This is a genomic window from Micromonospora sp. NPDC049048 (assembly GCF_043197615.1).
GTDB lineage: Bacteria > Actinomycetota > Actinomycetes > Mycobacteriales > Micromonosporaceae > Micromonospora.
This window is the reverse complement of record NZ_JBICTM010000001.1, coordinates 57,872-78,649: the sequence shown is the minus strand read 5'-3', so window position 1 is coordinate 78,649 and position 20,778 is coordinate 57,872. Positions and strand designations below refer to the sequence as shown.

At 69.4% G+C, this 20,778-nt stretch carries 21 protein-coding genes; 7 read left to right on the top strand and 14 right to left on the bottom strand.

Annotated elements, in window-relative coordinates; translation table 11 throughout:
- Positions 1-1,175 precede the first annotated feature (1,175 nt).
- Positions 1,176-1,490, top strand: coding sequence for a hypothetical protein (locus ACGFIG_RS00375; RefSeq protein WP_392997918.1), 315 nt, complete (start codon positions 1,176-1,178; stop codon positions 1,488-1,490).
- Between the two features lie 217 nt (positions 1,491-1,707).
- On the opposite strand, the gene ACGFIG_RS00370 is transcribed toward ACGFIG_RS00375, so the two are convergent.
- The 4 genes from ACGFIG_RS00370 to ACGFIG_RS00355 form a co-directional block, all read right to left on the bottom strand.
- Positions 1,708-2,955, bottom strand: coding sequence for a pentapeptide repeat-containing protein (locus ACGFIG_RS00370; protein WP_392997917.1), 1,248 nt, complete (start codon positions 2,953-2,955; stop codon positions 1,708-1,710).
- A gap of 408 nt (positions 2,956-3,363) precedes the next feature.
- The gene (locus tag ACGFIG_RS00365; RefSeq protein ID WP_392997916.1) at positions 3,364-3,585 is read right to left on the bottom strand and encodes a hypothetical protein; all 222 of its coding nucleotides are present in this window, start codon (positions 3,583-3,585) and stop codon (positions 3,364-3,366) included.
- Between the two features lie 623 nt (positions 3,586-4,208).
- Positions 4,209-4,853 (bottom strand): hypothetical protein, encoded by a 645-nt coding sequence (locus tag ACGFIG_RS00360; protein ID WP_392997915.1) that lies wholly within the window; start codon positions 4,851-4,853, stop codon positions 4,209-4,211.
- 214 nt (positions 4,854-5,067) lie between these two features.
- On the bottom strand, positions 5,068-5,610 hold the full coding sequence (locus ACGFIG_RS00355) for a hypothetical protein (protein WP_392997914.1): 543 nt from the start codon (positions 5,608-5,610) through the stop codon (positions 5,068-5,070).
- 216 nt (positions 5,611-5,826) lie between these two features.
- Between ACGFIG_RS00355 and ACGFIG_RS00350 the strand changes: the two genes are divergently transcribed.
- Complete coding sequence (locus tag ACGFIG_RS00350) at positions 5,827-6,225, top strand: hypothetical protein (RefSeq protein ID WP_392997913.1); 399 nt, start codon at positions 5,827-5,829, stop codon at positions 6,223-6,225.
- Positions 6,226-6,270: 45 nt separating this feature from the next.
- On the opposite strand, the gene ACGFIG_RS00345 is transcribed toward ACGFIG_RS00350, so the two are convergent.
- The gene (locus ACGFIG_RS00345) at positions 6,271-6,672 is read right to left on the bottom strand and encodes a GntR family transcriptional regulator (protein ID WP_392997912.1); all 402 of its coding nucleotides are present in this window, start codon (positions 6,670-6,672) and stop codon (positions 6,271-6,273) included.
- A 587-nt stretch (positions 6,673-7,259) separates the two neighbouring features.
- Between ACGFIG_RS00345 and ACGFIG_RS00340 the strand changes: the two genes are divergently transcribed.
- Positions 7,260-7,433: a hypothetical protein gene (locus ACGFIG_RS00340; RefSeq protein WP_392997911.1), complete on the top strand. Its 174-nt coding sequence runs from the start codon at positions 7,260-7,262 to the stop codon at positions 7,431-7,433.
- A gap of 418 nt (positions 7,434-7,851) precedes the next feature.
- Positions 7,852-8,019, top strand: a complete 168-nt coding sequence (locus ACGFIG_RS00335) for a hypothetical protein (protein WP_392997910.1) — start codon at positions 7,852-7,854, stop codon at positions 8,017-8,019.
- 156 nt (positions 8,020-8,175) lie between these two features.
- Here the strand turns inward: ACGFIG_RS00335 and ACGFIG_RS00330 are convergent, their stop codons facing one another.
- Both ACGFIG_RS00330 and map read right to left on the bottom strand, forming a co-directional pair.
- Positions 8,176-8,754 carry a hypothetical protein gene (locus ACGFIG_RS00330; RefSeq protein ID WP_392997909.1) on the bottom strand — a complete coding sequence of 193 codons (579 nt, stop codon included), beginning with the start codon at positions 8,752-8,754 and terminating at the stop codon, positions 8,176-8,178.
- A gap of 464 nt (positions 8,755-9,218) precedes the next feature.
- A complete protein-coding gene (gene map, locus ACGFIG_RS00325) occupies positions 9,219-10,037 on the bottom strand; it encodes a type I methionyl aminopeptidase (protein WP_392997908.1) in 819 nt (272 codons plus the stop codon).
- Positions 10,038-10,125: 88 nt separating this feature from the next.
- On the opposite strand from map, the gene ACGFIG_RS00320 reads away from it, so the two are divergent.
- On the top strand, positions 10,126-10,392 hold the full coding sequence (locus tag ACGFIG_RS00320; RefSeq protein ID WP_392997907.1) for a helix-turn-helix domain-containing protein: 267 nt from the start codon (positions 10,126-10,128) through the stop codon (positions 10,390-10,392).
- A 21-nt stretch (positions 10,393-10,413) separates the two neighbouring features.
- On the opposite strand, the gene ACGFIG_RS00315 is transcribed toward ACGFIG_RS00320, so the two are convergent.
- Complete coding sequence (locus ACGFIG_RS00315) at positions 10,414-10,887, bottom strand: hypothetical protein (protein WP_392997906.1); 474 nt, start codon at positions 10,885-10,887, stop codon at positions 10,414-10,416.
- Between the two features lie 132 nt (positions 10,888-11,019).
- Here ACGFIG_RS00315 and ACGFIG_RS00310 point away from each other — a divergent pair, with 132 nt between their 5' ends.
- The gene (locus tag ACGFIG_RS00310; RefSeq protein WP_392997905.1) at positions 11,020-12,303 is read left to right on the top strand and encodes an MFS transporter; all 1,284 of its coding nucleotides are present in this window, start codon (positions 11,020-11,022) and stop codon (positions 12,301-12,303) included.
- 155 nt (positions 12,304-12,458) lie between these two features.
- Here the strand turns inward: ACGFIG_RS00310 and ACGFIG_RS00305 are convergent, their stop codons facing one another.
- From ACGFIG_RS00305 to ACGFIG_RS00290, 4 genes are all read right to left on the bottom strand, one after another.
- A complete protein-coding gene (locus ACGFIG_RS00305) occupies positions 12,459-14,168 on the bottom strand; it encodes a bifunctional metallophosphatase/5'-nucleotidase (RefSeq protein ID WP_392997904.1) in 1,710 nt (569 codons plus the stop codon).
- Between the two features lie 337 nt (positions 14,169-14,505).
- Positions 14,506-14,961, bottom strand: a complete 456-nt coding sequence (locus ACGFIG_RS00300; RefSeq protein WP_392997903.1) for a lamin tail domain-containing protein — start codon at positions 14,959-14,961, stop codon at positions 14,506-14,508.
- 280 nt (positions 14,962-15,241) lie between these two features.
- Complete coding sequence (locus ACGFIG_RS00295; RefSeq protein ID WP_392997902.1) at positions 15,242-15,883, bottom strand: histone deacetylase; 642 nt, start codon at positions 15,881-15,883, stop codon at positions 15,242-15,244.
- Between the two features lie 22 nt (positions 15,884-15,905).
- Positions 15,906-16,688 carry a phosphodiesterase gene (locus ACGFIG_RS00290; protein ID WP_392997901.1) on the bottom strand — a complete coding sequence of 261 codons (783 nt, stop codon included), beginning with the start codon at positions 16,686-16,688 and terminating at the stop codon, positions 15,906-15,908.
- Between the two features lie 216 nt (positions 16,689-16,904).
- Between ACGFIG_RS00290 and ACGFIG_RS00285 the strand changes: the two genes are divergently transcribed.
- Positions 16,905-18,365: a diguanylate cyclase gene (locus ACGFIG_RS00285; RefSeq protein ID WP_392997900.1), complete on the top strand. Its 1,461-nt coding sequence runs from the start codon at positions 16,905-16,907 to the stop codon at positions 18,363-18,365.
- Positions 18,366-18,441: 76 nt separating this feature from the next.
- On the opposite strand, the gene ACGFIG_RS00280 is transcribed toward ACGFIG_RS00285, so the two are convergent.
- Both ACGFIG_RS00280 and ACGFIG_RS00275 read right to left on the bottom strand, forming a co-directional pair.
- The gene (locus tag ACGFIG_RS00280; protein ID WP_392997899.1) at positions 18,442-19,503 is read right to left on the bottom strand and encodes an aspartate-semialdehyde dehydrogenase; all 1,062 of its coding nucleotides are present in this window, start codon (positions 19,501-19,503) and stop codon (positions 18,442-18,444) included.
- A 5-nt stretch (positions 19,504-19,508) separates the two neighbouring features.
- Positions 19,509-20,774: an aspartate kinase gene (locus tag ACGFIG_RS00275; RefSeq protein WP_392997898.1), complete on the bottom strand. Its 1,266-nt coding sequence runs from the start codon at positions 20,772-20,774 to the stop codon at positions 19,509-19,511.
- Between the last annotated feature and the right edge of the window lie 4 nt (positions 20,775-20,778).

The window sequence follows — 20,778 nt, the reverse complement described above, 5'->3', positions numbered from 1 at the left end:
GGTATCCGTCGGTGGTGTTCGTGGTGTCTCCTGGCACCGCCAGCGAGGGCGGCTCACGCCGGAGGGCGGGCACAGAGCATTGGCGTCGGACCGCCGGTGAGCTGGGTCCTTCCGTTTGCTGGACCTTGGATCCTGCCGAGACGGGTGGGGTGCCTGGTCGTCGGCTTCCGGTCGGTTGCCGCAGGCGATCCCCACCCGTCGAGGTGCGCGAATCCGAGGGCCATCGTGGACGGCGGAAAGGCCGCGCTGGACCGTTCAGCGAATTTCGGGCCGACGCAGCGGCCGGTGCGATCGAGAGCCGGCGGGACGCGACCCGCATCAGCGGCAGGAAGGCCGCTCGGCAACTCCGAAGTCGAGTTTAGCGATCCGGCGGGAAGGCCGGGCTGGCGTGCTCGACGAGGGCCAGAGTAGCACCGAGTACCGACACGTCAACCCGCCGTGACTCCGCAGCGACGAAGCGGGACGGGCCAGCCGCCGGAGGACAGCCAGCCGCCGGCCGGCGTGGGAGGACTTTCTGTACGTCTATCAAGGCGGCCCTGAACGGGCCGCACGCACCGCCGCCTGGGCGCGCGTCCGTCGCTCCGCTGGCGCTCCGACTCCGGCCACGCAACACGCCCGGCGGCTGGCGCGGACAGCGGAAAGCCCGGAGGGGCCGCCGCAGACGGATCAGGTGTGGGAGTGGTGGAGGTTCGTCGCCGGCAGCCGGCCGCGCCGCGCCCGAGCAGCGCGGCGCAGGAGAGGGCGCGTGCCGGGTCCGCGCGGCAAGCCCCAAGCATGGGGGCGGTGTCCGCGCGACGGCATGCCGGTCGTCCAGGAGCCGGCTCCACACCCACTCAGGTCAGATCAACCGCTCATCTGGGAGGGGGAGGGGTGGCCGCCGGTGGCCACCCCTCCCCCGGGAGCCGGGTCCGTGCCGGGCGAGGTTGGGTCAACTGCGCCACTGTGGCGGTGTCCGCCGGGGCGCGGTCCGTGACACGAGAGCCGACACCGACGCGGGCTGTTCCGGCAGCGTCCGTACGTGCGTCAAGGCCGTCTTGACGTGGCGGACCGGGCAGCGGCCCGCTCCTGATAGGCGGGTCGGCGGCAGGCGGGATGGCACAACCGTTGACTCAGCGTGCGACCGTGTTTGCAAGCGCTTGGGAACGGGATGGAGAGCCCTTTTGGATGGCCCCGGTATGTCCAGAATCGTGGAGTCGTATCGATACCGTCTGTTCGTAAGAGGGATGCGCCTCGGTCTGCTCTTTCCGGTAACGCTCGTGTTGATGGTGCTCGCTCGGCTCGGCGTTGTGCCGAATGTTCTTGTGCCGCTCGTGATGCTGCTCTTTTTCGCCATGGTGCTGGGGATCATGGTGGGCTGGATTGGTGCGGTTCTCCTGGTGCGGGATACCTCTCGTTATTCCGGCGCAGCGAGAGGCAGCGTCGACATCCGGAAGGTCGGAGCTCTCATCCGGCAGGCGGTTCGGGATATCTGGAATCTCCGCAGGTGGTGACGAGGTCTCTCCTGGGTGGCCAGATGAGTGACGACGGGTGCGGACTATGGCGGACGAGCGGGGAGGTACCTGCACTGTTCTCGCAGGTCACGCTTGCTGTCAGTGCAGGCTAGTGAGCCGTGCTGGTTCTTTCGGGGCGAAGGGGTCAGACACCGCCAGCGAGACGGCCGGCGGCGCCTGACGTCCATAGGAGTATTGAGAGATGGCGTGCCGAGCATCACTCATTCTCAGAGAAGCGCCAGTCGTCCTCGTCTACTGATTCATCATCGCTTATTTGGAGATTATGCTCATCGTCTTCTTCTCTCTGGGAGGTGGGGTTGCTACCTCTTACCTCGCCGAGCACATGAGCGCCCCTCAAGACCGAATTCCAGCGAGCAGTGTCGTCTACGACAATGGGCCCAGAGAATTTAGCCATCATGAACGGCGTGACGCCCTCTGGTAGCTCAGCTCGATTGAACGAAGTGACGCGGCTTGAGAACCTAGACCGTTTAAAAATCAGCGCCGGCCCGAATTGCGCCTTGCTAAAGTTTGTCGACATTTCTGAAGAAAATCGTACGGCACGGAAGACCACCTGACCGCTCAGCAGCTTAGCCTGCCTGAACTGAGTCGCAGTTCCGGAGAATATCGCGCCCGTAAAGCCGGCCTCCATTCCCTGAAACTCCGCACTTTCGAAATCTGCCCCACCGTCGAATTGGGCGCGCCGGAAGCTGGTTCTCCCGCCGAAATTGCAGTTCGCAAACCTTGCTTTGCCCGCGAAGGTAGTGCGATCGAATGTCGCGCTTCCCAAGAACTGTGCACCTTCAAAGGTGGCGGCAGCAAAGTAAGTGCCTGAAGCGTCGAAGTCGCGCAGGGTGGCGCCGGACAGGTTCACGCGCACGTCTGCCCATGCCAAGGGGGAGCCTGGCGGCCGTAGGTGCCGGATCAACAGGGATTGCACTGAGGATCGAACTTCCTGCTCGGCTTGGTGCTCCGTATCGTGATCGTATACACGGCCCATTCGGAGATAGGCGCAGAACACATCCACTACGGTCTGTCGGTATGCGGCTTCCTCGGATGCCAGCCGCTCGAATGTGTAGGCCCCAGCCAAACGAACTGCGGCATGTTCCGACCCTAACTGTTCGGCCGCTGCTGAATAAAGATCGAGCGCTCGACGCGATTGGCTTTTGAGGTCTTCCGCAGCCTGCTTGCGCAGTTCGAGCGCATGCTGGTTCCAGCTATGGTGTTCGAAATGGTGCTGCCTTCGGAGGGCGAGCCATACGGTAACAGCCGCCCCATAGCCGGCAATTCCTGTCAGTACGAGCTTGAAGGCGTCAAGGCGAAGTTTCTTGTCGTTGTTCAGGTCGTCGGGTCCGAGAACGACGACCGCTGTCACTGTAAGAGCGACTATCAACCCAACGCCCAACAGGGCAATCAAGGCCCAGGGTATCGGGGATGGCTGATCCCGGTCAGCAGCTTTAACATCCATCGACTTCCTGTCCCAGCCTCGGCGCTATGAAATGCGGGGCAACGGGCTGTTGTGCTAGACGACCGCAGCTTGACTCGTGACGAAGGGTAGCTGTGCCAGAGCCGACAGCGAAGGGAGCCGACGCAACCACGAGTGCGCTAGGGCGGTGTCTTATCACCAGCCGATCATGTCCGATGATGACAAGGTAGCTTGTCGCCGATCTGACTCTTGCCCTCGCCGAAGCGCGACAGTCTGGGGTACGCAGGGGGCACAAGACAGCGTGAAACGTCGCCAGGTAGTGATTGATCAGTAATGGCAGCACGAGAGGCCCTGCGAGTAGGCGTCGAGCGCCGTTCTCGCTGGTGACGGCTTAGCCGCTCGGAGTTCCGCTTCAACGTCTGAGCGACGTCATGAACTAAGGGTGCGCGATCAGAGATACTGCTTGAGCCAGTCGGGAATGCTTGGATCGTCCACCCTCCACGACTCCACCTCCGTCTCGTCCTCCTGCCAGGTGTTTTCATCGCCATCGAAGAACTTCTGCCTGTGGCACTTGTACTTGACGACGGTGTCGCCTTCGAGCCGGTACTCGTTCCAGTAGTAGTTCTGCTTCCCGTGGCCGTTCCACTCCCGGGTTGCGTAGATCGTCGTCATGGAGGCCGAGTGTAGCTAAGACGGCAGTGAGACGCCGCTGCGCCTTCCCTAGGTGTCAGACGCCCATGGGCGACGGCGGACTGTTTCGACAGCTCACCCTGGCTGCTTGCCCAGCTCATCGGCGGCTGATTATTCCTTAGGGACGAAGGCGGCAGCTCCTCGGCGCGGCACAGCTCGGGTCTTGACCAACCGAATAAGACGCTGAGCTACGTCGTCGTGAACCCGACTCTGCGGCACTGCTGGGGCAGCGGCGTAAGTCAACAGCGATTACCGTCGCGGCCATGGCAGCACTCAAGCCGTGGCACCTGGTCGTTCTCACCCTGTGCTGCCTTCTGCCAACGGCAGCGGCCATCGCTGGGGGAGTCTGGGCGGTCCGCCGAGGCCGCACCCGTCGCTGACGTGCGCGGTCTGGGTCTATCCAATTTCCAAGCTGGGGGTCCGTGCGAAGGCCGAACGCTGGTGGCCCCGTTGCTGTCGACAGCAACGGTGACAGCAACAGGGCCGAACAGGGCGAGCCGAAGCCAGCGGGCAACGGATTAACGCCCGACGTCAGAGACGTGCGCGGACGAGGCCAGACGATGCGCCCAGAACTTACAAGCGAGGGGTCATCGTTCGCGACACTGTTAATGGAGGTTCGGTGGCTCATCTCGTGGAGTTTCCGGATCGGGTGCCCGCCAGAACTTCCGCCAGTGCCCCTGGTCCCCGTCCGGCTGATCACAGGGACACTCGCCGTCGAACCACGCCGCAATCCCGCCGTACCGGATGCCGTCCCGCAGCAAGTGCACGTCAACGGTCTCACCCGCGTGGATGCGCCCCGTTCCCACTGGGCTATGGCTGTTGGTGTTGTACTCGACCTGGATGGAGTAGCGGTAGACACGGTGCCCGCTGTTCCTGAACACCGCGAACAGATTGCGATGCGGCAAGTTCGGATGCTGGCGCGACTCGACCCTGAGTAGCTCTATGTCCTTGATTGCTCCGGCGAGATGGTCTCGGCGGGCCTCCATCTTCGCCACATCGCTCGCGGCATCGGCGGCCCGCCGGGCCTCTTCCTTCGCCGCGTCAGCGATCTTTACCTGCTGCTCCGCTGCGTCAGCGGCCCGACGAGCCTCTTGCTTAGCCCCTTCGGCGATGTCCGCCTGTCTGCGGCCGTAGAGGACCGAGGCGACCGACACGATGACGGCGATGATCGCAACGATGACGGCGACCCTGTCGACGTTTACCCAGTCCCGCACGTGAGTCGTTTCCCTACCGATGATTGCAGTCAGCATATGGGGATCGTGAGCCGGCGCTTCATCGTCAGCCCGGCGAGCTGCCAGGGCGCGGCGAGGATGGGGTTAGGTTCAGGCCGTCGCCAGGCCGTGGAACCTTGACCAACGATGCCCAACGGAGAGTATCGATGCCTAGTGTTTGCGCTGCTCAGGCAATCAATCGGCGTCCTTTGTCCGGTTCGCCTGACACTCGGTGACCGTTCAACGCCAAGTGTCAGTAGCCGACCAGCAGCACCCCATCGAAGGGGAGCCGCAGACGCTGGCTGGCGTAGATGGCGTTGAACTGGTCTCGGGCGTCGCGAAAGGCTGGCACCGCGACCTCACGGCCCCCGCTCTGATGGCGGTAGGCGATCGGAAGCAACAAGGCAAGATATCGCGCGTCAAGGATGAGACTGGTGCGAACGATGTCGCGGTAGACCGCATTGCCCCGAGCGCCGCGCCCTGCTTCGGCCTCTACCACGATCCCGTGGCCGTCGTGGAAGGCGTCGATCTCGTAGGACACCTCGGCTCGCCCGTTATCGCCGAACAGGACAGGCCGGCGGATCTTCCCGGCAGCCGTCTTGCCCGTCTCGACCGCGAAGCCAAGACCTTGGAGTCCAGCAGCAAGGTGGCGTAGCACCATGTCGCTCGTGACGCCGACGCGAGGCTCAGCCGTAGAGATGTGCGGGGCGGCATCATGGATGACGGAAAGGAAGCCCTCGACCCACTCTGGCGGCCGAAGGTTGCGCGGGTAGTAGTTCCACACCGGGTAGGACACCTGGGAAGGCTAACGGGACCGGCCGAAGGCGCGCAGGAGTGCGGATAGCCATTTTGGGCCGCCAACCGGAGCATTGCAGGGCCGTAGAACGTCGACCAGCAGCGCCCAGAAACAGCAGGTCAGCCGCCATGAGACACGTCTAAGCCGCGAGGCACTTGTCGGGTGCCGGACAGATAGCCCTTACTGACCGCATACACTCCACTACGGTCGATCTCCATGAAGGGTCTGGGGCGGTACTGGGGCTATCTGGCGTTCGTCATCCTCGTCACGGCTTGGTGGACTCGCTCCGTGGGGCCAGTGGCGCTGCTCGTGCTGTCGCTGCTGGTGACAGGCTTCTTCCTGTTCCAGGCCCCTGTCTGGTGCTGCGCCGTGAACCGCGACGGGACCTTGTGCCGAAACAACTCGGCTGGCCTGCTGCTTGGATGCAGCAAGCGGCAACACAAGTGGCAGAAGCTCAGGATGACCTTCGTTCCGCACGCGTGGCGTCAGATGAACCGCGGGCTTTGGGCGTCGCCCAGGGAGGGACTGACGACCCTGGGCGCGATCGTGGGGATGCTGTCGACGATCGTAGCGACGGCGATCAGCGTTGCCGGGCAGTTTGCAGGTAAGGCCTGACCGGCCGCCCAGCGCGACGCGTAGGCGCAATGGCCATCGCCGCCTCTACCTTCCTACGCGGATGCGGTCGGCCGCGTACAGCTCGCGCGAGCCGTCGGCGCGAAAGATCACGAGGATCGGGATACCTTCGCCCATCTCTAGCTCACGCCGCTCGACAGGGGTAGGCATCCGAGCGGTGGCGGTGTCGCCTTTGAGGAGAGTCACCGTCTCGGTCGGCTCGACGGCACGGACGAACGTGCCGCGCGGTGGTTCCACGATCACGAGCCCTTCCGACCGGAGTAGCGCTACCGCCTGTCGGACGCTCGTGCGGCTCAGCCCGTACTCCTGAGCTAACCGCAGCTCACTGGGCAGTGACGCCCCGGGCGCGAGGTCGCCAGACGCGATCCGGTCTCGCAGGAGGTCTGCGAGCTGCCGGAACACGGCACGATCTGCGCTGGGGTCGATCACGATAGTGACGCTATGTGTCCAACAGCTCTACATCTTATTGTATCTACAGTCCTACGTCGTTACGGTGACGTGAGCTGCGGACTTGCACGATCACCAGTCCCGACGTGCTGCCGTGGTTGGCCGATACCCGAGGGGAGACTTGGTGCCTCGCGTCTCGTACGAGGAGTACTTGGTAGCTGTCGCGCTCACTCTCGCCAGACGGCACCGGCCGGTCTGGTCATGGCACCGGTGGCGGAAGGTCTGTCGGTGCGGAGGTGAGCTCCCCTGCCGCACCAGGCATCGGATTCCGATCAACAGAGGCCACTGGCCGTCAGACGACGACCGGCCGAGAGCCGTAGCGTCGAAGTGGCGGGCAGCGCGGAAGAGGCTGCAATGACGACACACCTTCCGGTCACACCGGCTTGGACATGCGGCGGCTGCGGTGCCGACTGGCCCTGCCAGCCCCGGCGGCAGGAGCTGCGAGCCGAGTACGATCGCGCCCCCGTGTCATTGGCCCTCTACCTGGCCGTCCAACTCGTCGGCGCCGCCGATGACCTGGCCCACGTCCCCGCCGGCTACCTACACCACCGATTCCTCGGCTGGACCCGATGAGCATCCTGCGACCCGGCGACGAGAAGTTCCACTACAGCGACGGCTCCCACAAGTGGATCCCGCCGGACCCCGACTACGACCAGGCGGTCTGGGACGAGCAGGTCCGCCAACACAAGGAAGGCCACCTCAGAAACGAGCAGCCCAAGGTCCGCATCCAGCGCCTCGTCTGACGCCAGCAGTACAGCAGCGAAGTACAGCAACCGTGTCAGCCGAACTAGGCCGAGCCGAGCCTCAGCAGAGCTCGTGACCTCGGAGCAGCCCGACCAAACCACGATGCAGCCAGTTCGGGACGAAGAGGTCGTCGGTTCGAATCCGGCCACCCCGACCAGAGGTAAGAGGGCACATCCAATCGATGGATGTGCCCTCTAGTGCTTCCTGACTACCGCTCCGAGGTGCGCGCGAAGATCGGTCGCATGTGCTGTGGTGGTCGGACACAGCTGCTCCTGGGAGCCGCTTCGGACGAGTGCAGTGGCAGCGCCCATGCCAGGGATGTACACGATTACGCCGTACCGAGCGCGCAGAGCCTCGCCAGCGAGAGGGCTACTATAGGTAGGTGATGGGCTGAGACCAGGGTTGAACCTGGGTCCAGTGCTACTCATCATGCTGCTCGCCTGCATCTTCTCGCTGATCTCTGCCGCAGCCCTAACGGAGATCGACGGAGGAGGCAAGATGGTCTGGATAAAGATGATTGTCGGCTCTGTTACTTGTGTCCTCAGTGGTCTTGCAACCAACCTCGCGGCATCAGCACTGGTCTGAGCCCATCGACCCCCTACGGGGTGAGCGATCGTGGTGGATCCAGCCGGACATCCGTGGACGCCGACGGACGCACCTGGCGTGGGGCGCTTAGCGGGCAGGTAGACGCGGCCTGATCGTTGCCTGGAGGTCGAGCAGTCGGGCGCCGGCCTTCACCTCTCACACGTAGTCACGCCAGAGGGCCACGGTCACCTTGGGCTCTCGGAACTCCTGATCAATGTAGTGGGCGAGGTCGTGGCCATAGACGATGGTGTCGGTCAGCCGGTGGATGGACAGCACGGGATGCCCGAAGGAGCCGCGGCCGGCCGGCAGGTAGCGGTGGGCATACAAGGCAACCATCTGGGGAACCTCGGCGAGAAGGCGCTTCGCCTTGGCAATGCGCAGGACGAGTTCGTGAGGGCGATTGCCCCACCCAGGCGGCCACTCGCCCTGCTCGATGTCGTTGAGCGCGGTTGCGATCGGCCAGTCAAGCTGCTCTTGCAGGGTGGTCGAGTCAAGTTGGCGCCAGTTCGGCCAGCCCCAACTTGCCCTGTCGGGGTGGTCATCGCGGCCAGATGTCCAGACTGGCAGCCCGGCCGCGAGGAAGGCGCGGTGGTCGTCGGCGAATTCGAAGCCGAACCGTCGCTCGATGCTGTCGAACTCAGCGTCGTTGAGCCCTGGCTGAATGTCCACCAGGTCCAGTTGTGCTAACCGCCGAGCGGCCTCGATACCCAATGCGACAGCGGCACCATTCGTCACCGGAGAAGGGTAGCGACCTGGCCGCCGTACGCGGGTGCGGGTAACGGAAGTCGCGAGGCAGCAGGGAGGCAGCGAACGAGACGACAACCGATACCACCGGACGTGGCTGGAGCCCGAACAACATGCATGGATGGAGGTTTCCTGGCAGCAGTCGACCGCCGTCGGTGCTCTCCAGCCGCGTTCACACCGAAGCAGTCAGCCCTGTTGCTGTCGACAGCAACAGGGCCGAGCGGCAGCGAGCGATGAGCCTGATGCGGTCAGGAGAGCTAAACCGCTCGCCAGCGTTCCGGGCGACCAACCGGCATGGCGACGGTTGGGACGTACCCGAATATCCCCCCGCACGCCTCGACGACGCTCACGCGGCTCGCCGTCACCGCCGGCCGGGTTGGCTGTTCCGCCCCGCTCCGGCCCCGCTCCGCCGTAGCGCCCACACCGCCAGGCCGCAGCCCCGGGTGGGCGAGGGCTCAGGCGGCTGCGGCGGGCTTCCTGGTGAGGTCGGCCGGGGCGTCGCCGGGAGTGGGGCGGCGGGTCAGGACCTGGGGGCCGGCGGCCGTGATGGCGACCGTGTGCTCGGAGTGGGCGGTACGGGAGCCGTCGGCGGAGCGGATCGTCCAGCCGTCCTCGTCGAACTTGATCTTGTCCGTGGAGCGGCAGAACCAGGGCTCGATGGCGAGGGTGAGGCCGGGGTCGAGTCTCAGGCCGCGCCGGGGGCGGCCGTCGTTGGAGACGTGCGGCGCCTCGTGCATGGTGCGGCCGATGCCGTGGCCGCCGAACTCGGCGTTGACGCCGTAGCCGTAGGAGCGGGCGACCTCACCGATCGCGGCGGAGATGTCGCCGAGGCGACCGTCGGGCTGGGCCGCGGCGATGGCGGCCTCCAGCGCGACCTCGGTGGCCTCGATCAGCTTCAGGTCGGCCGGGTCGGGGGTGCCGACGACGACGGAGAGCGCGGAGTCGGCGACCCAGCCGTCGATGCTGACCGCCATGTCGATGCTGAGCAGGTCACCGTCGCGCAGGACGTAGTCGTGCGGCAGGCCGTGCAGCACCGCGTCGTTGACCGACAGGCACAGCACGTTGCGGAACGGGCCACGACCGAACGACGGGGCGTAGTCCCAGTAGCAGGATTCGGCGCCGCGTTCGGCGATCCGGCGACGGGCATGGTGTTCGAGGTCCATCAGGTTGACCCCGACCGCGGCGACACCGCTCAGCTCGGCGAGCAGTTCGCCGACGAACTGCCCGGTCACCGCCATCCGGCCGATCTCCTCGGCGGACTTGAGCTCGATCACGACAGCCTCCCTCTCCCGCGCGGTATTTTTATACCGGTATTTTTATACCACGCCAGGTCGGGGCGCTCAGGAGGGATATCCTGCTGCCATGGTTCGCCAACCACTCACCGCCGAACAGATCGCCGCGGGCCAGCGCCTCGGAGCCGCCCTCCGGGCCGCGCGGGCCAACCGCAGCCTCGTCGAGGTGGCCCTGGCAGCCGGCATCTCCCCCGAGACGCTGCGCAAGATCGAGGCGGGCCGCCTGCCCGCACCGGCGTTCGGCACCGTGGTCTGCCTCAGCCAGGCCCTCGACGTCCCCCTCGCCGACCTGGCCGACGTCTGGCTGGCCGATCTGCCCGTCCGCCAGGCGTCCTAGACACCAGCCCTCAGTAGCCGGTCAGTCCTGCCGTTCGGTGCGGGCGATCTCGGTGAACGCCGCCGTCAGATATCCGTCGACGGGCCGGCCGGTGGCGGCGAGCAGGTCGGCGACGAGCAGCGGCGCGTGCCGCGCCACGGCGGGCGGGTCGGGCGGCGACTCGTCGCCGTCCGGGTCGTAGACGCCGAGGGCACCGGCCAGCAGGACGAGCACCACGTGCGGGTCCACGTCGGACCGCCACTGCGCGGCGTCGCGTACGCAACCTTCGAGCACCTGACGGACGTCGTCGCCGTCCAGGCCGTCGGGGTGGGTCTCCTCCAACAGCAGGCGGACCACCGCGCCGAGCACCAGGCCGGACCATTCGGCCGCCGCGAGCCGGGCCACCGCGACGTCGTACGCCTCGGGCGCGCGCTCGCGTGCGGCGGCGACCGCGTCGGTGGTGGCGGTGGCGATCTCGCGGGCCGGTGCGGGCAGGTGCCGCCAGGTGGTGGTCATCGCGACCAGGATCGCAGAAGGGTACGACGCCCCGCCGCCGCGCCCGGGGTGTGACCCCACGCACACGGCGGCCGGAAAACTCGGCGGCAAAAGGCCTCGCGCCGCGTCACACCCACGACACAGAATCGGGGGATGCTCAGTCGCGCCCTGCCCCGCCGTCCCGAAGCCCGGCGGATGCTCGTCGGCACGCTGTTGTCGGCGATCGGGCGCGGCCTCACCCTGCCGTTCCTGTTCATCTACCTGACCGACGTGCGGGGCCTCACCGACACCCGGGCCGGCCTGGTCATCGGCTGGTACGGCGTGATCACCCTGGCGCTGTCGCCGATCGGCGGCACCCTCATCGACCGGTTCGGCGCGCGCCGGATCCTGCTGTCGGGCCTGCTGATCGAGGCGGTCGGCACCGGTTCGCTGGCGCTGGTCGACTCGACGCCCTCGGCGTTCGGGGTGATGACGCTGGTCGCGATGGGCAGCTCCGTCATCTGGCCCGGGCAGAACACGATCCTCGCCTCGATCACCGACGCCGACGAGCGGCAACGGGTGTTCGGGCTGAACTTCGCCCTGCTCAACCTCGGTATCGGCGTCGGCGGCCTGACCTCCGGCGCGATCGTCGACACCGCCCGCGCGGTCACCTTCCAGGCGATCTACGTGCTGGACGCGATCAGCTACCTGATGCCCGCGCTGATCCTGCTGACCCTGCCGCACGTGGGCCGCCGGCTCGCCGCCGGGCCCGCCGGGGAGCAGAGGTCGGCCGGCGGCTACCTCACCGTGCTGCGCGACCGCCCGTTCCGGCGGCTCGTCATCTTCGGCCTGGTCCTGACCACCTGCGGCTACGCGCAGATCGAGGTCGGCTTCACCGCGTACGCCGTGCGGGTGGTCGAGGTGACGCCGCGCGTGGTCGCCTGGGCGCTGGCCGGCAACACGGTGATGATCGTGCTCTCCCAGTTGCTGGTCCTGCGGCGGATGGAGGGGCGCAGCCGGACGGGCGCGCTGGCGGTCGTCGGCGGGGTCTTCGCGTCCGCCTGGCTGGTGCTGGGGGCCGGGGGCGTGGTCGGCCCCGGCAACGCCCTGCTCGCCGCCCTCTGCGTCGTGGCCTGCTCGGCGGTCTTCGGCTTCGGCGAGACGCTGCTGTCGCCGGTCATGCCGGCGCTGACCAACGCCCTCGCCACGGACGAGCTGCGGGGCCGCTACAACGCCATGAGCTCGATGATCTTCGGCGTCAGCGGGGTGATCGGCCCGGTCACGGCGGGCCCGCTGATCGGGGCGGCCAACGGCCGGATCTGGGTCGTGGCGGTCGTCAGCGGCTGCCTGGTGGCCTCGCTCATCGCGCTCTCCCTGCGGCGGTTGCTCACGACCGCCCAGGACGGCCGCGCGCCGGCCACCCCGCCGGCCGCCGAGCCGGCCCCCGCCAAAGCCTGAGCGCCCCGGGGCGTCCCCGGAAGCGCCGCTGGGACACCGCCACCGCGTCGGCCCGCCCGGCCGCGGCACGGCTCCCTTCCCGGCGTGGCTCCCTTCCCGACGTCGACGGGCCCCGGAGCGGGTGCTCCGGGGCCCGTCGGTGCGTACCGCTGCCGTCAGGAGGCGGCAACCTCCGCCGTGGTGCGGATGCGGTCCAGCGTCGGCGCCGAGACCGGGGACTGCGCGGTCAGGTAGGCCACGAACGCGTCCAGGTCGATCATTCCGGTGACCGCGTTGGTGCCGCCCGTCAGGACGGTGAAGCCGTCGCCGCCGCCGGAGAGGAAGTTGTTCACCGTGATCCGGTACGTGGCGTCGGCGGTGACCGCCACCCCGCCGAGGGTGAGGCTGCCCCGGACGACCCGGGTGCCGGCACAGGCGTCGGCGACGGTGCCGGTGGTGCCGGCCGGGTCGACGACGTACCGGACGGTCGACGACGGGTAGAGCGTCCGGCCGGCGACGAACTGCTGCTCCAGCAGGCAGTAGAGCTGCGCGCCGGTGAGGTCGAGCGTCACGAGGTTGTTGGCGAACGGCTGCACCGTGAACGCCTCCTCGTAGGTGACCGGGCCGGCGTCGAGGTCGGCGCGTACGCCACCGGGGTTCATGAAGGCGGCGACCGCGCCCTGCTCGTCGTCGGTGGCGGCGAGTTGCGCGTCGGCGATCAGGTTGCCCAGCGGGGACTCACCCAGGTGCGTACCGAAGAGGGTCTCCTGGGTCTTCTTGATCTCTTCGGTGGTCTGGCCGACCTCGCGGCCGGCGACCGGGCCGAGCAGGGTCTTGTAGCGGTTGATCAGGTCGGTCTGCGCCCGGTCCGGGTCGAGGTCCCGGGTGACCACCACGTTCTCGGCCCGGGCGCTGATCACGTCGCCGGTGCGCCGGTCGATGGAGAGGTCGATGTCGGTGACCAGGCGGCCGAAGGAGCTGGCGCTGGTGACCAGCTTGCCGCCGATCTCGCAGTTGTACGCCTGGTGGGTGTGGCCGCTGACGACCACGTCGATCGACGGGTCCATCCGGTTGGCGATGTCCACGATGGGGCCGGAGATGCCCTTGCAGTCGTTGATGCCGCCGGTGGCGTCCTGGGTGCCGCCCTCGTGCAGCAGCACGACGATGGCCTCGACGCCCTGGCGACGCAGCTCGCGGGCGTAGCGGTTGGCGGTCTGCGCCTCGTCGGCGAAGGTCAGGCCGGCGACGGCCTGCTGGCTGACGATCCGCGGGGTGCCCTCCAGCGTCATGCCGATGAAGCCGACCTTGACGCCCTGCACCTTGTGGATCGCGTACGGGGCGAGCAGCGGCTGGCCGGTCGCGGTCTTGAACGCGTTCGCGGAGAGGTACTGGAAGCCGGCGCCCTTGTACGGGGTGCCGTCGGCGCAGCCGTCGACCGGGTGGCAGCCGCCGTTCTGGATCCGCAGCAGTTCGTCCGCGCCCTCGTCGAACTCGTGGTTGCCGACGCTGGCGTAGTCGAGCCCGGCCAGCGACAGCGCCTCGATCGCCGGCTCGTCGTGGAACGCGGCGGAGAGCAGCGGGGAGGCGCCGATCAGGTCGCCGGCCGCCACGGTGATGGTGTTCTGCTTCTTGGCGGCGCGCTCGCGCAGCGCGGCGAGCTGGGTGGCGAGGTACTCGACGCCACCGGCGGGCTGCCCGGCGATGCTGCCGCTGGAGCCGGAGGGCGGTTCGAGGTTGCCGTGGAAGTCGTTGAGGGCGAGCAGCTTGACGGCGACCGGCTTCGGGCCGGCGTCCGCCTGGTCGGGGGTGGTCGTGACCGCGCCGAAGGCGGCCACGGCGAGCACGGTCAGGCCGATGGCGGCCCGGCGCGTCCCGGAGATGGACATGGAACTCCTCGTGGGAAGCCGGCGCGGGCACCCGGGCGGCGGTTCACGCCGGGTCGGCCGCGCCGTCGGCAGGGTTCGGGTCGCGGTCGGCGGCGATGGGTGACCGCCGCCGGATCGCCGACAGCCTCTCATCGCCGCCGGTCACCGCGCGACCGGGGCGGCCCAGGGAGCTGGGGATACGCCTGCGGCCGGTGAGATCCGCGCGGACGTTTCCGACATGCCCGGCAGGGGTTCGCCGATCGTCCACTGTTGATGACTGCGGGTGTCCCGAGGTGGCACGCGGGCGGCCGGAGGGCGTCTGACCACCGGCCCCGGTCGCCCGGGGCCGGTGCCCACGTCAGCAGTTCGTGTAGCTGCCCCTGCTACCCCACGAGCAGGAGTCGATCAGGGTGCCGGACGAGTTGCGCAGGTACGCCTTGTCGCCGGTGTTGTTCCAGATGTAGGCGCGCGAGCCCCAGTAACGGTGGGTCGAGCTGTTGGTGCCCCGTCCGGTGTGGATCACCACGCTGGCGCCCGGGCGCAGCTTGAAGTCGCCCGAGAACTTGTAGACGTGGTTGGACTTGTCGCGCAGCGTCCAGCTCTTCAGGTTCAGGGTGGTCGAGCGTCGGTTGGTCAGCCTGACGTACTCGGCGTTGAGGCTGGAGTTCGAGCGGTTGTCGGCCCCCGGCGAGTTGTAGTAGACCTTGGTGATCTGGATGGCCGGGGTGGCCGCCTGGGCCGGGCCTGCGGTGGTCAGCGAGACGCCCACCGTGACGGCGAACGCCACCGCGAGACCGATCAGCCTTCTTCTCATGCGATTCCCCCACAGGGACAGCCGGCCCGCAGGCCGGCGGATGAGCCGTTGCGCCGTGCCCCACGCACGGCTGGCCGAGGTTATCGACGCCGGAAGGCGATTGTGGACAGTGAAACGACCGCGCCGGGCGATTGCGGCTGGCCGGTTGATCAGCTCCCGCCCGACGGGACGTACGCCGGTCGTCCGACGGGACGCGGGGATGACCGGGCGGTGAGCCGCCGGACACCGACCGTCCCGTCACCGGCCGGCGTTCGGTGCCGGAAAGCAGCCGACGCGACGCTCATCCCGGCACTTCGCGCGGCTCCGGCGCGACGGTCAGCGCCGCGACGGCCGCCGCGTCCCAGGCACCGGCGACGCCGGGGCGGGCCAGCAGGTAGGCGACGATCCGGTCGCTGTCCCAGCCGTGCGACTCGCGCAGGCCCCGGGCGATCATGCCGAGGTAGGCGGGGGCGGGCGCGCGCCACGGCACCTCGGACGCCGCCCACGGGGCGGTGAAGGTCAGCAGTGGGAGCCCGTCGAGCCGGCCGGGGCAGAGCAGCGTCTCGTAGCGGCCGGGTCCGAGGGTGGCCCGCCCCGTGGCGACGGCCTCGGCGATCAGGTCGACGTCGGCGCCGGGCTCCCGGTACATCTCCTGGGCGGCCACGTCGGCGAACTGCCCGACGTCGAGCAGGTAGGCCCGGGCCGCCGCCTCGCCCGGCAGCGCCGGGTCGTAGAACGCCATCCCGCCGGTCCAGGCCCGGGACTCGCCGGCGAAGTAGACCCCGCCGGGCAGCGCCACCGGGACCGTACGCCTCGGGGGTCGCGGGTCCCGGCAGCCCGGGTACGTCCGGCGCCCGCCGGGCGGGCAGCCCCCGGCCAGGTAGAAACCCAGCCGGGCGGCGTGCAGGTTCGACCCGTACGCGACGTACCAGACCTCGCCCATCGCGACCCGCCCCGCCCGCGCCTCAGAACGGGCAGGTGATGCCGGCGGCGTGGCTGGCCTGCACCAGGTGCGTGACGCATCCGCTCCCGGTGACCTGGTGCAGCAGGAAGCCGGTCGGCTCGGCGACCCAGCCGATCTGCTCGTCGGCGCTGGTGGTGAGCGAACTCTGCCGCCAGGTGCTCGGCGCGGTGGTGAGCACCGTGCCGGCGAAGGTCACCGTGACCGGGCGGTGGACGTGCCCGGCGATCACCCGGACGACGTGCGGGTGCCGGCGGACCACCTCGGCCAGCGCGTCGCCGTCGGTCAGCCCGATGCCGTCGAGGAACGGGATGCCGACCGGCGCCGGCGGGTGGTGCAGGCAGACCACGGCCGGCACCTCGGGGCGGCCGGCCAGCACCCCGTCCAGCCAGCCGAGCTGGTCCTCGCCGAGACAGCCGGCGCCGTCCCCGCCCGGCATCACCGAGTCCAGCACCACGACGGTGGCCTCCGGGTGGTCCACGTGGTAGTACGCCGAGAAGCCGCCGCCGAGCCACAGCGTGCCGCCGAACGCGTCCAGCAGCGACTCCCGGTCGTCGTGGTTGCCGGCGACCAGGTGCACCGGCAGCGGGAACCGGCCGATGATCTCGCGCAGCGTCGCGTACTCGTCGGGACGGCCACGATCGACCAGGTCGCCGGTGACGACCACGCAGTCGGGCCGGGGATTCAGCGCCAGCACCCGCCCGAGGGCGTGGTGCAGCCCGGCGGCCGGCTCGGCGGCGAGCGCGCCGGTGGTCAGGTGCGGATCACTGAGCTGGGCGATGAGCATCGGTGCCTCCACTCGACCGGGACCCTCACGCTATCGCCGCGAGCCCCGGCGTGCGGCCTGCCCGTGCCCACAGGCCCTGTCCACAGCCTGTGGATGGCACATGTGTACGAAGGCGTCCGAGCGATCTTGGCCACGGCGCTCCGGGCCCCCGCTGAGTACGCTTGATCCGGGCCCGCCCGCCGGTCGCAGCCCTCCCTACCTGGAACGACGTGCCGAGTGGATCACGAGCGAGTCATCCGTGACGTCACGGTCCGCCTCCCCATGGCGTCGACCGCCGTCGAGGCGTGCCGGTACGCGGTAACCGCGCTCGCCCGGCACGCGCCGGCCACCATCTCCGTCCTCCTGCACGTCCACGACCGGCTGCGCTGCGTCGCGGCCACCGGCTCCTGGCAGGTCTTCTCCACCGTGCCGCCGAAGACCGGGATCGTGGGCCGGGTGTACGCCTCCGGCGAGACCGCCGTCGTGCCCGACGTCACCGAGGACCCCGACTACATCCCGGTACGCCCCGACGTCACCGCCGAGGTGTGCGTACCGGTGCTGGACCCGGCGGGCCGGCCCCTCGGCGTGCTGGACCTGCAATGGAGCGGCCCGACCGACCTGGCTCCGTGGCGCGACACCGCCGAGCGGCTGGCGGCCCGGCTCGGCGCCCGCATCGTGGCGCTCGGCGGGCCACCGGCGGAGAGCCGCAGCGAGAAGCTCCTCCGGCACACCGCCGCGCTGACCGCCGCGTCGACGGAGTGGGACCTGTTCGCCGCCGCGATCGCCGCGGCCCGGGACGTCTCCACGCTCTCCGCGGCGGTGCTGCTGCTCGACGAACGCCGGACCCGCCGCGCCGGCGACCGGGCCGGCGCCGGCCCGGACGGGCCCCGGCTGGGCACCCCACCGGCCACCCCGTGCGAGTTGGAGGCCCGGATCCGGGCGGAGCTGACCGAGGCGGGCCCGGCCGCGCTGGACCGGCTGGTCGCCCGCGCGCACCGGCACGGCGTGGGCTACACGCTCGGCGAGGCGGGACACCCGCCCGTCCCCGACCACCGGCCGCTGACCCGGGCGGGGGTACGCACCCTGGTCGCGGTGCCCGTGGGCCAGCCCGACGACGGCGGGGTGCTGCTGGTCGCCGACGAACGGCTGCTGCGCCCCGACCCGACCACCGTCAACCTGTTGGAGCTGCTCGCCGGGCAGGCGTGGAGCTGCCTGGAACGGCTGCGTACCCTGGCCCGGCTGCGCGAGCAGGCCAACTCGGACCCGTTGACCGGGCTACGGCACACCGGGCCGTTCGGCCGGCGGATCGCGGTCGCCACCCCGGGACGTACGGCCCTGCTGGCGATCGACGTGGACGGCTTCAAGGCCGTCAACGACACGTACGGCCACCAGGCCGGCGACCGGGTGCTCGTCCGGCTGGCCCGGGCCCTGGAGGCTGCGCTACGCCACGGCGACGAGCTCTACCGGATCGGCGGCGACGAGTTCGTGGCGGTGATCGAGGTGGCGCGCCCGGAGGAGGCGGTCCGGATCGCCGAGCGCCTGGCCGAGGCGGCGCGGCGGATCGGCCGCACGATCAGCGTCGGCGTGGCCCTGCCCCGCCCCGGCGAGTCCCCGGAGGCCACGCTGCGCCGCGCCGACCAGGCGCTCTACGCGGTGAAACACCACGGCCGCGACGGCGTCCGCCTGGCCCCCGCCTGACCCACCCGCGCCCCCACCCCGACCCGCGTCGATCCGGGGAGTGCGCGGGGAGAGGTGGGGAGGGTGGGCCGGTGGGTCAGCGGGGGGTTAGTTCCTTGGCCAGGAGTTCGGCTATCTGGGCCGTGTTGAGGGCGGCGCCCTTGCGGAGGTTGTCGCCGGTGACGAAGAAGTCCAGGGCGCGGGGGTCGTCGACGGCGCGCCGGAGCCGGCCCACCCAGGACGGGTCGGTGCCGACCGCGTCGATGGGCATCGGGAACTCTCCCGCGGCGGGGTCGTCGACCAGGATCACCCCGGGCGCGTTCCGCAACACCTCGCGGGCGCCCTCGGCGTCGACCTCGGTGGCGAAGACGGCGTGCACCGCGACGGAGTGGCCGGTCACCACGGGCACCCGTACGCAGGTGGCGGAGACCTTGAGGTCGGGCAGCCCGAGGATCTTGCGCGACTCGTTGCGCAGCTTCATCTCCTCGGACGACCATCCCGCGTCGACCAGGGAGCCGGCCCAGGGCACCACGTTGAGCGCCAGCGGCGCGGGGAACGGGCCCACGTCGTCGCCGACCGCCTGGCGTACGTCGCCGGCGCGAGAGCCGAGCGCCCGGTCCCCGGAGATCTTGGTGAGCTGGGCGTGCAGGGCGTCCACGCCGCTCTGGCCCGCGCCGGAGGCCGCCTGGTAGGAGGCGAGCACGAGTTCGCGCAGCCCGTACTCGCGGTGCAGCGGGGCGATCGCGATGATCATCGCCAGGGTGGTGCAGTTGGCGTTGGCGATGATCCCCCTCGGCCGGTTGCGTACCTGCTCGGGGTTGATCTCCGGCACCACCAGCGGGACGTCGCGGTCCATCCGGAAGGCGCCGGAGTTGTCCACCGCGACGGCTCCACGCGCGACCGCGATCGGCGCCCACTGCGCGGAGACCTCGTCCGGGACGTCGAACATCGCCACGTCGACGCCGTCGAACGCCTCCGGGGTCAGCGCCTGGACGGTCAGCTCCTCACCCCGGCAGCGCAGCCGCCGCCCGACCGAGCGCTCGGAGGCGAGCAGCCGGATCTCGCCCCAGACGTTCTTGCGCCCGCTGAGCAGCTCGCACATCACCGTGCCGACAGCACCGGTCGCCCCGACCACGGCCAGGGTGGGCAGCGCCGACACGCTGGCTACCGTCCCGTCCCCGCGTAGACGACGGCCTCGGTGTCGCCACCGAGGTCGAAGGCCTCGTGGATGGCGCGTACGGCGGCGTCCAGGTCGGTGTCGCGGCAGACCACGGAGACCCGGATCTCCGAGGTGGAGATCATCTCGATGTTCACCCCGGCCGCGCCGAGGGCGGCGAAGAAGCCGGCCGCGACGCCGGGGTGCGAGCGCATGCCGGCCCCGATCAGCGAGACCTTGCCGACGTGGTCGTCGTAGAGCAGGCCCTTGAACTTGACCGACTCCTGGATCTTGCTGAGGGCGGCCATGGCCGTCGGGCCGTCGGCCTTGGGCAGCGTGAAGGAGATGTCCGTACGGCCGGTGCCCTCGGTCGACACGTTCTGCACGATCATGTCGAGGTTGATCTCGGCGCCGGCCACGGTGTCGAAGATCCGCGCGGCGGCGCCCGGCTCGTCGGGCACCCCCACGATCGTGATCTTGGCTTCGCTGCGGTCGTGGGCGACCCCGGTGATCAGTGCTTGCTCCACAGGAAGGTCCTCCATCGATCCGGTGACCATGGTGCCGGTGTTGGTCGAGTATGACGAACGGACGTGGATCGGCAAGCCCGCCCGGCGGGCGTACTCCACGCTGCGCAGGTGCAGGATCTTGGCGCCGCAGGCGGCCAGCTCCAGCATCTCCTCGTACGTGATCTGGGTGATGTGCCGCGCGTTCGGGACGATGCGCGGGTCGGCGCTGAAGACGCCGTCGACGTCGGTGTAGATCTCGCAGACGTCCGCCTGCAACGCGGCGGCGAGCGCCACGGCGGTGGTGTCGGAACCGCCCCGGCCCAGCGTGGTGACGTCCTTGGTGTCCTGCGACACGCCCTGGAAGCCGGCGACGATGACCACCGCGCCCTCGTCGAGCGCGCCCTTGAGCCGGCCCGGCGTGACGTCGATGATCCGCGCCCGGCCGTGCACCGACGTGGTGATCACGCCGGCCTGCGAGCCGGTGAACGAGCGGGCCTCGTACCCCAGGTTGTGGATGGCCATGGCGAGCAACGCCATGGAGATCCGCTCCCCGGCGGTGAGCAGCATGTCCAGTTCGCGACCCGGCGGCAGCGGGCTGACCTGGTTGGCCAGGTCGAGCAGCTCGTCGGTCGTGTCCCCCATGGCGGAGACCACGACGACGACGTCGTCGCCGGCCTTGCGGGCGGCGACGATGCGCTCGGCCACCCGCTTGATCCGCTCCGCGTTGCCGACGGAGGACCCGCCGTACTTCTGCACCACGAGTGCCACGACG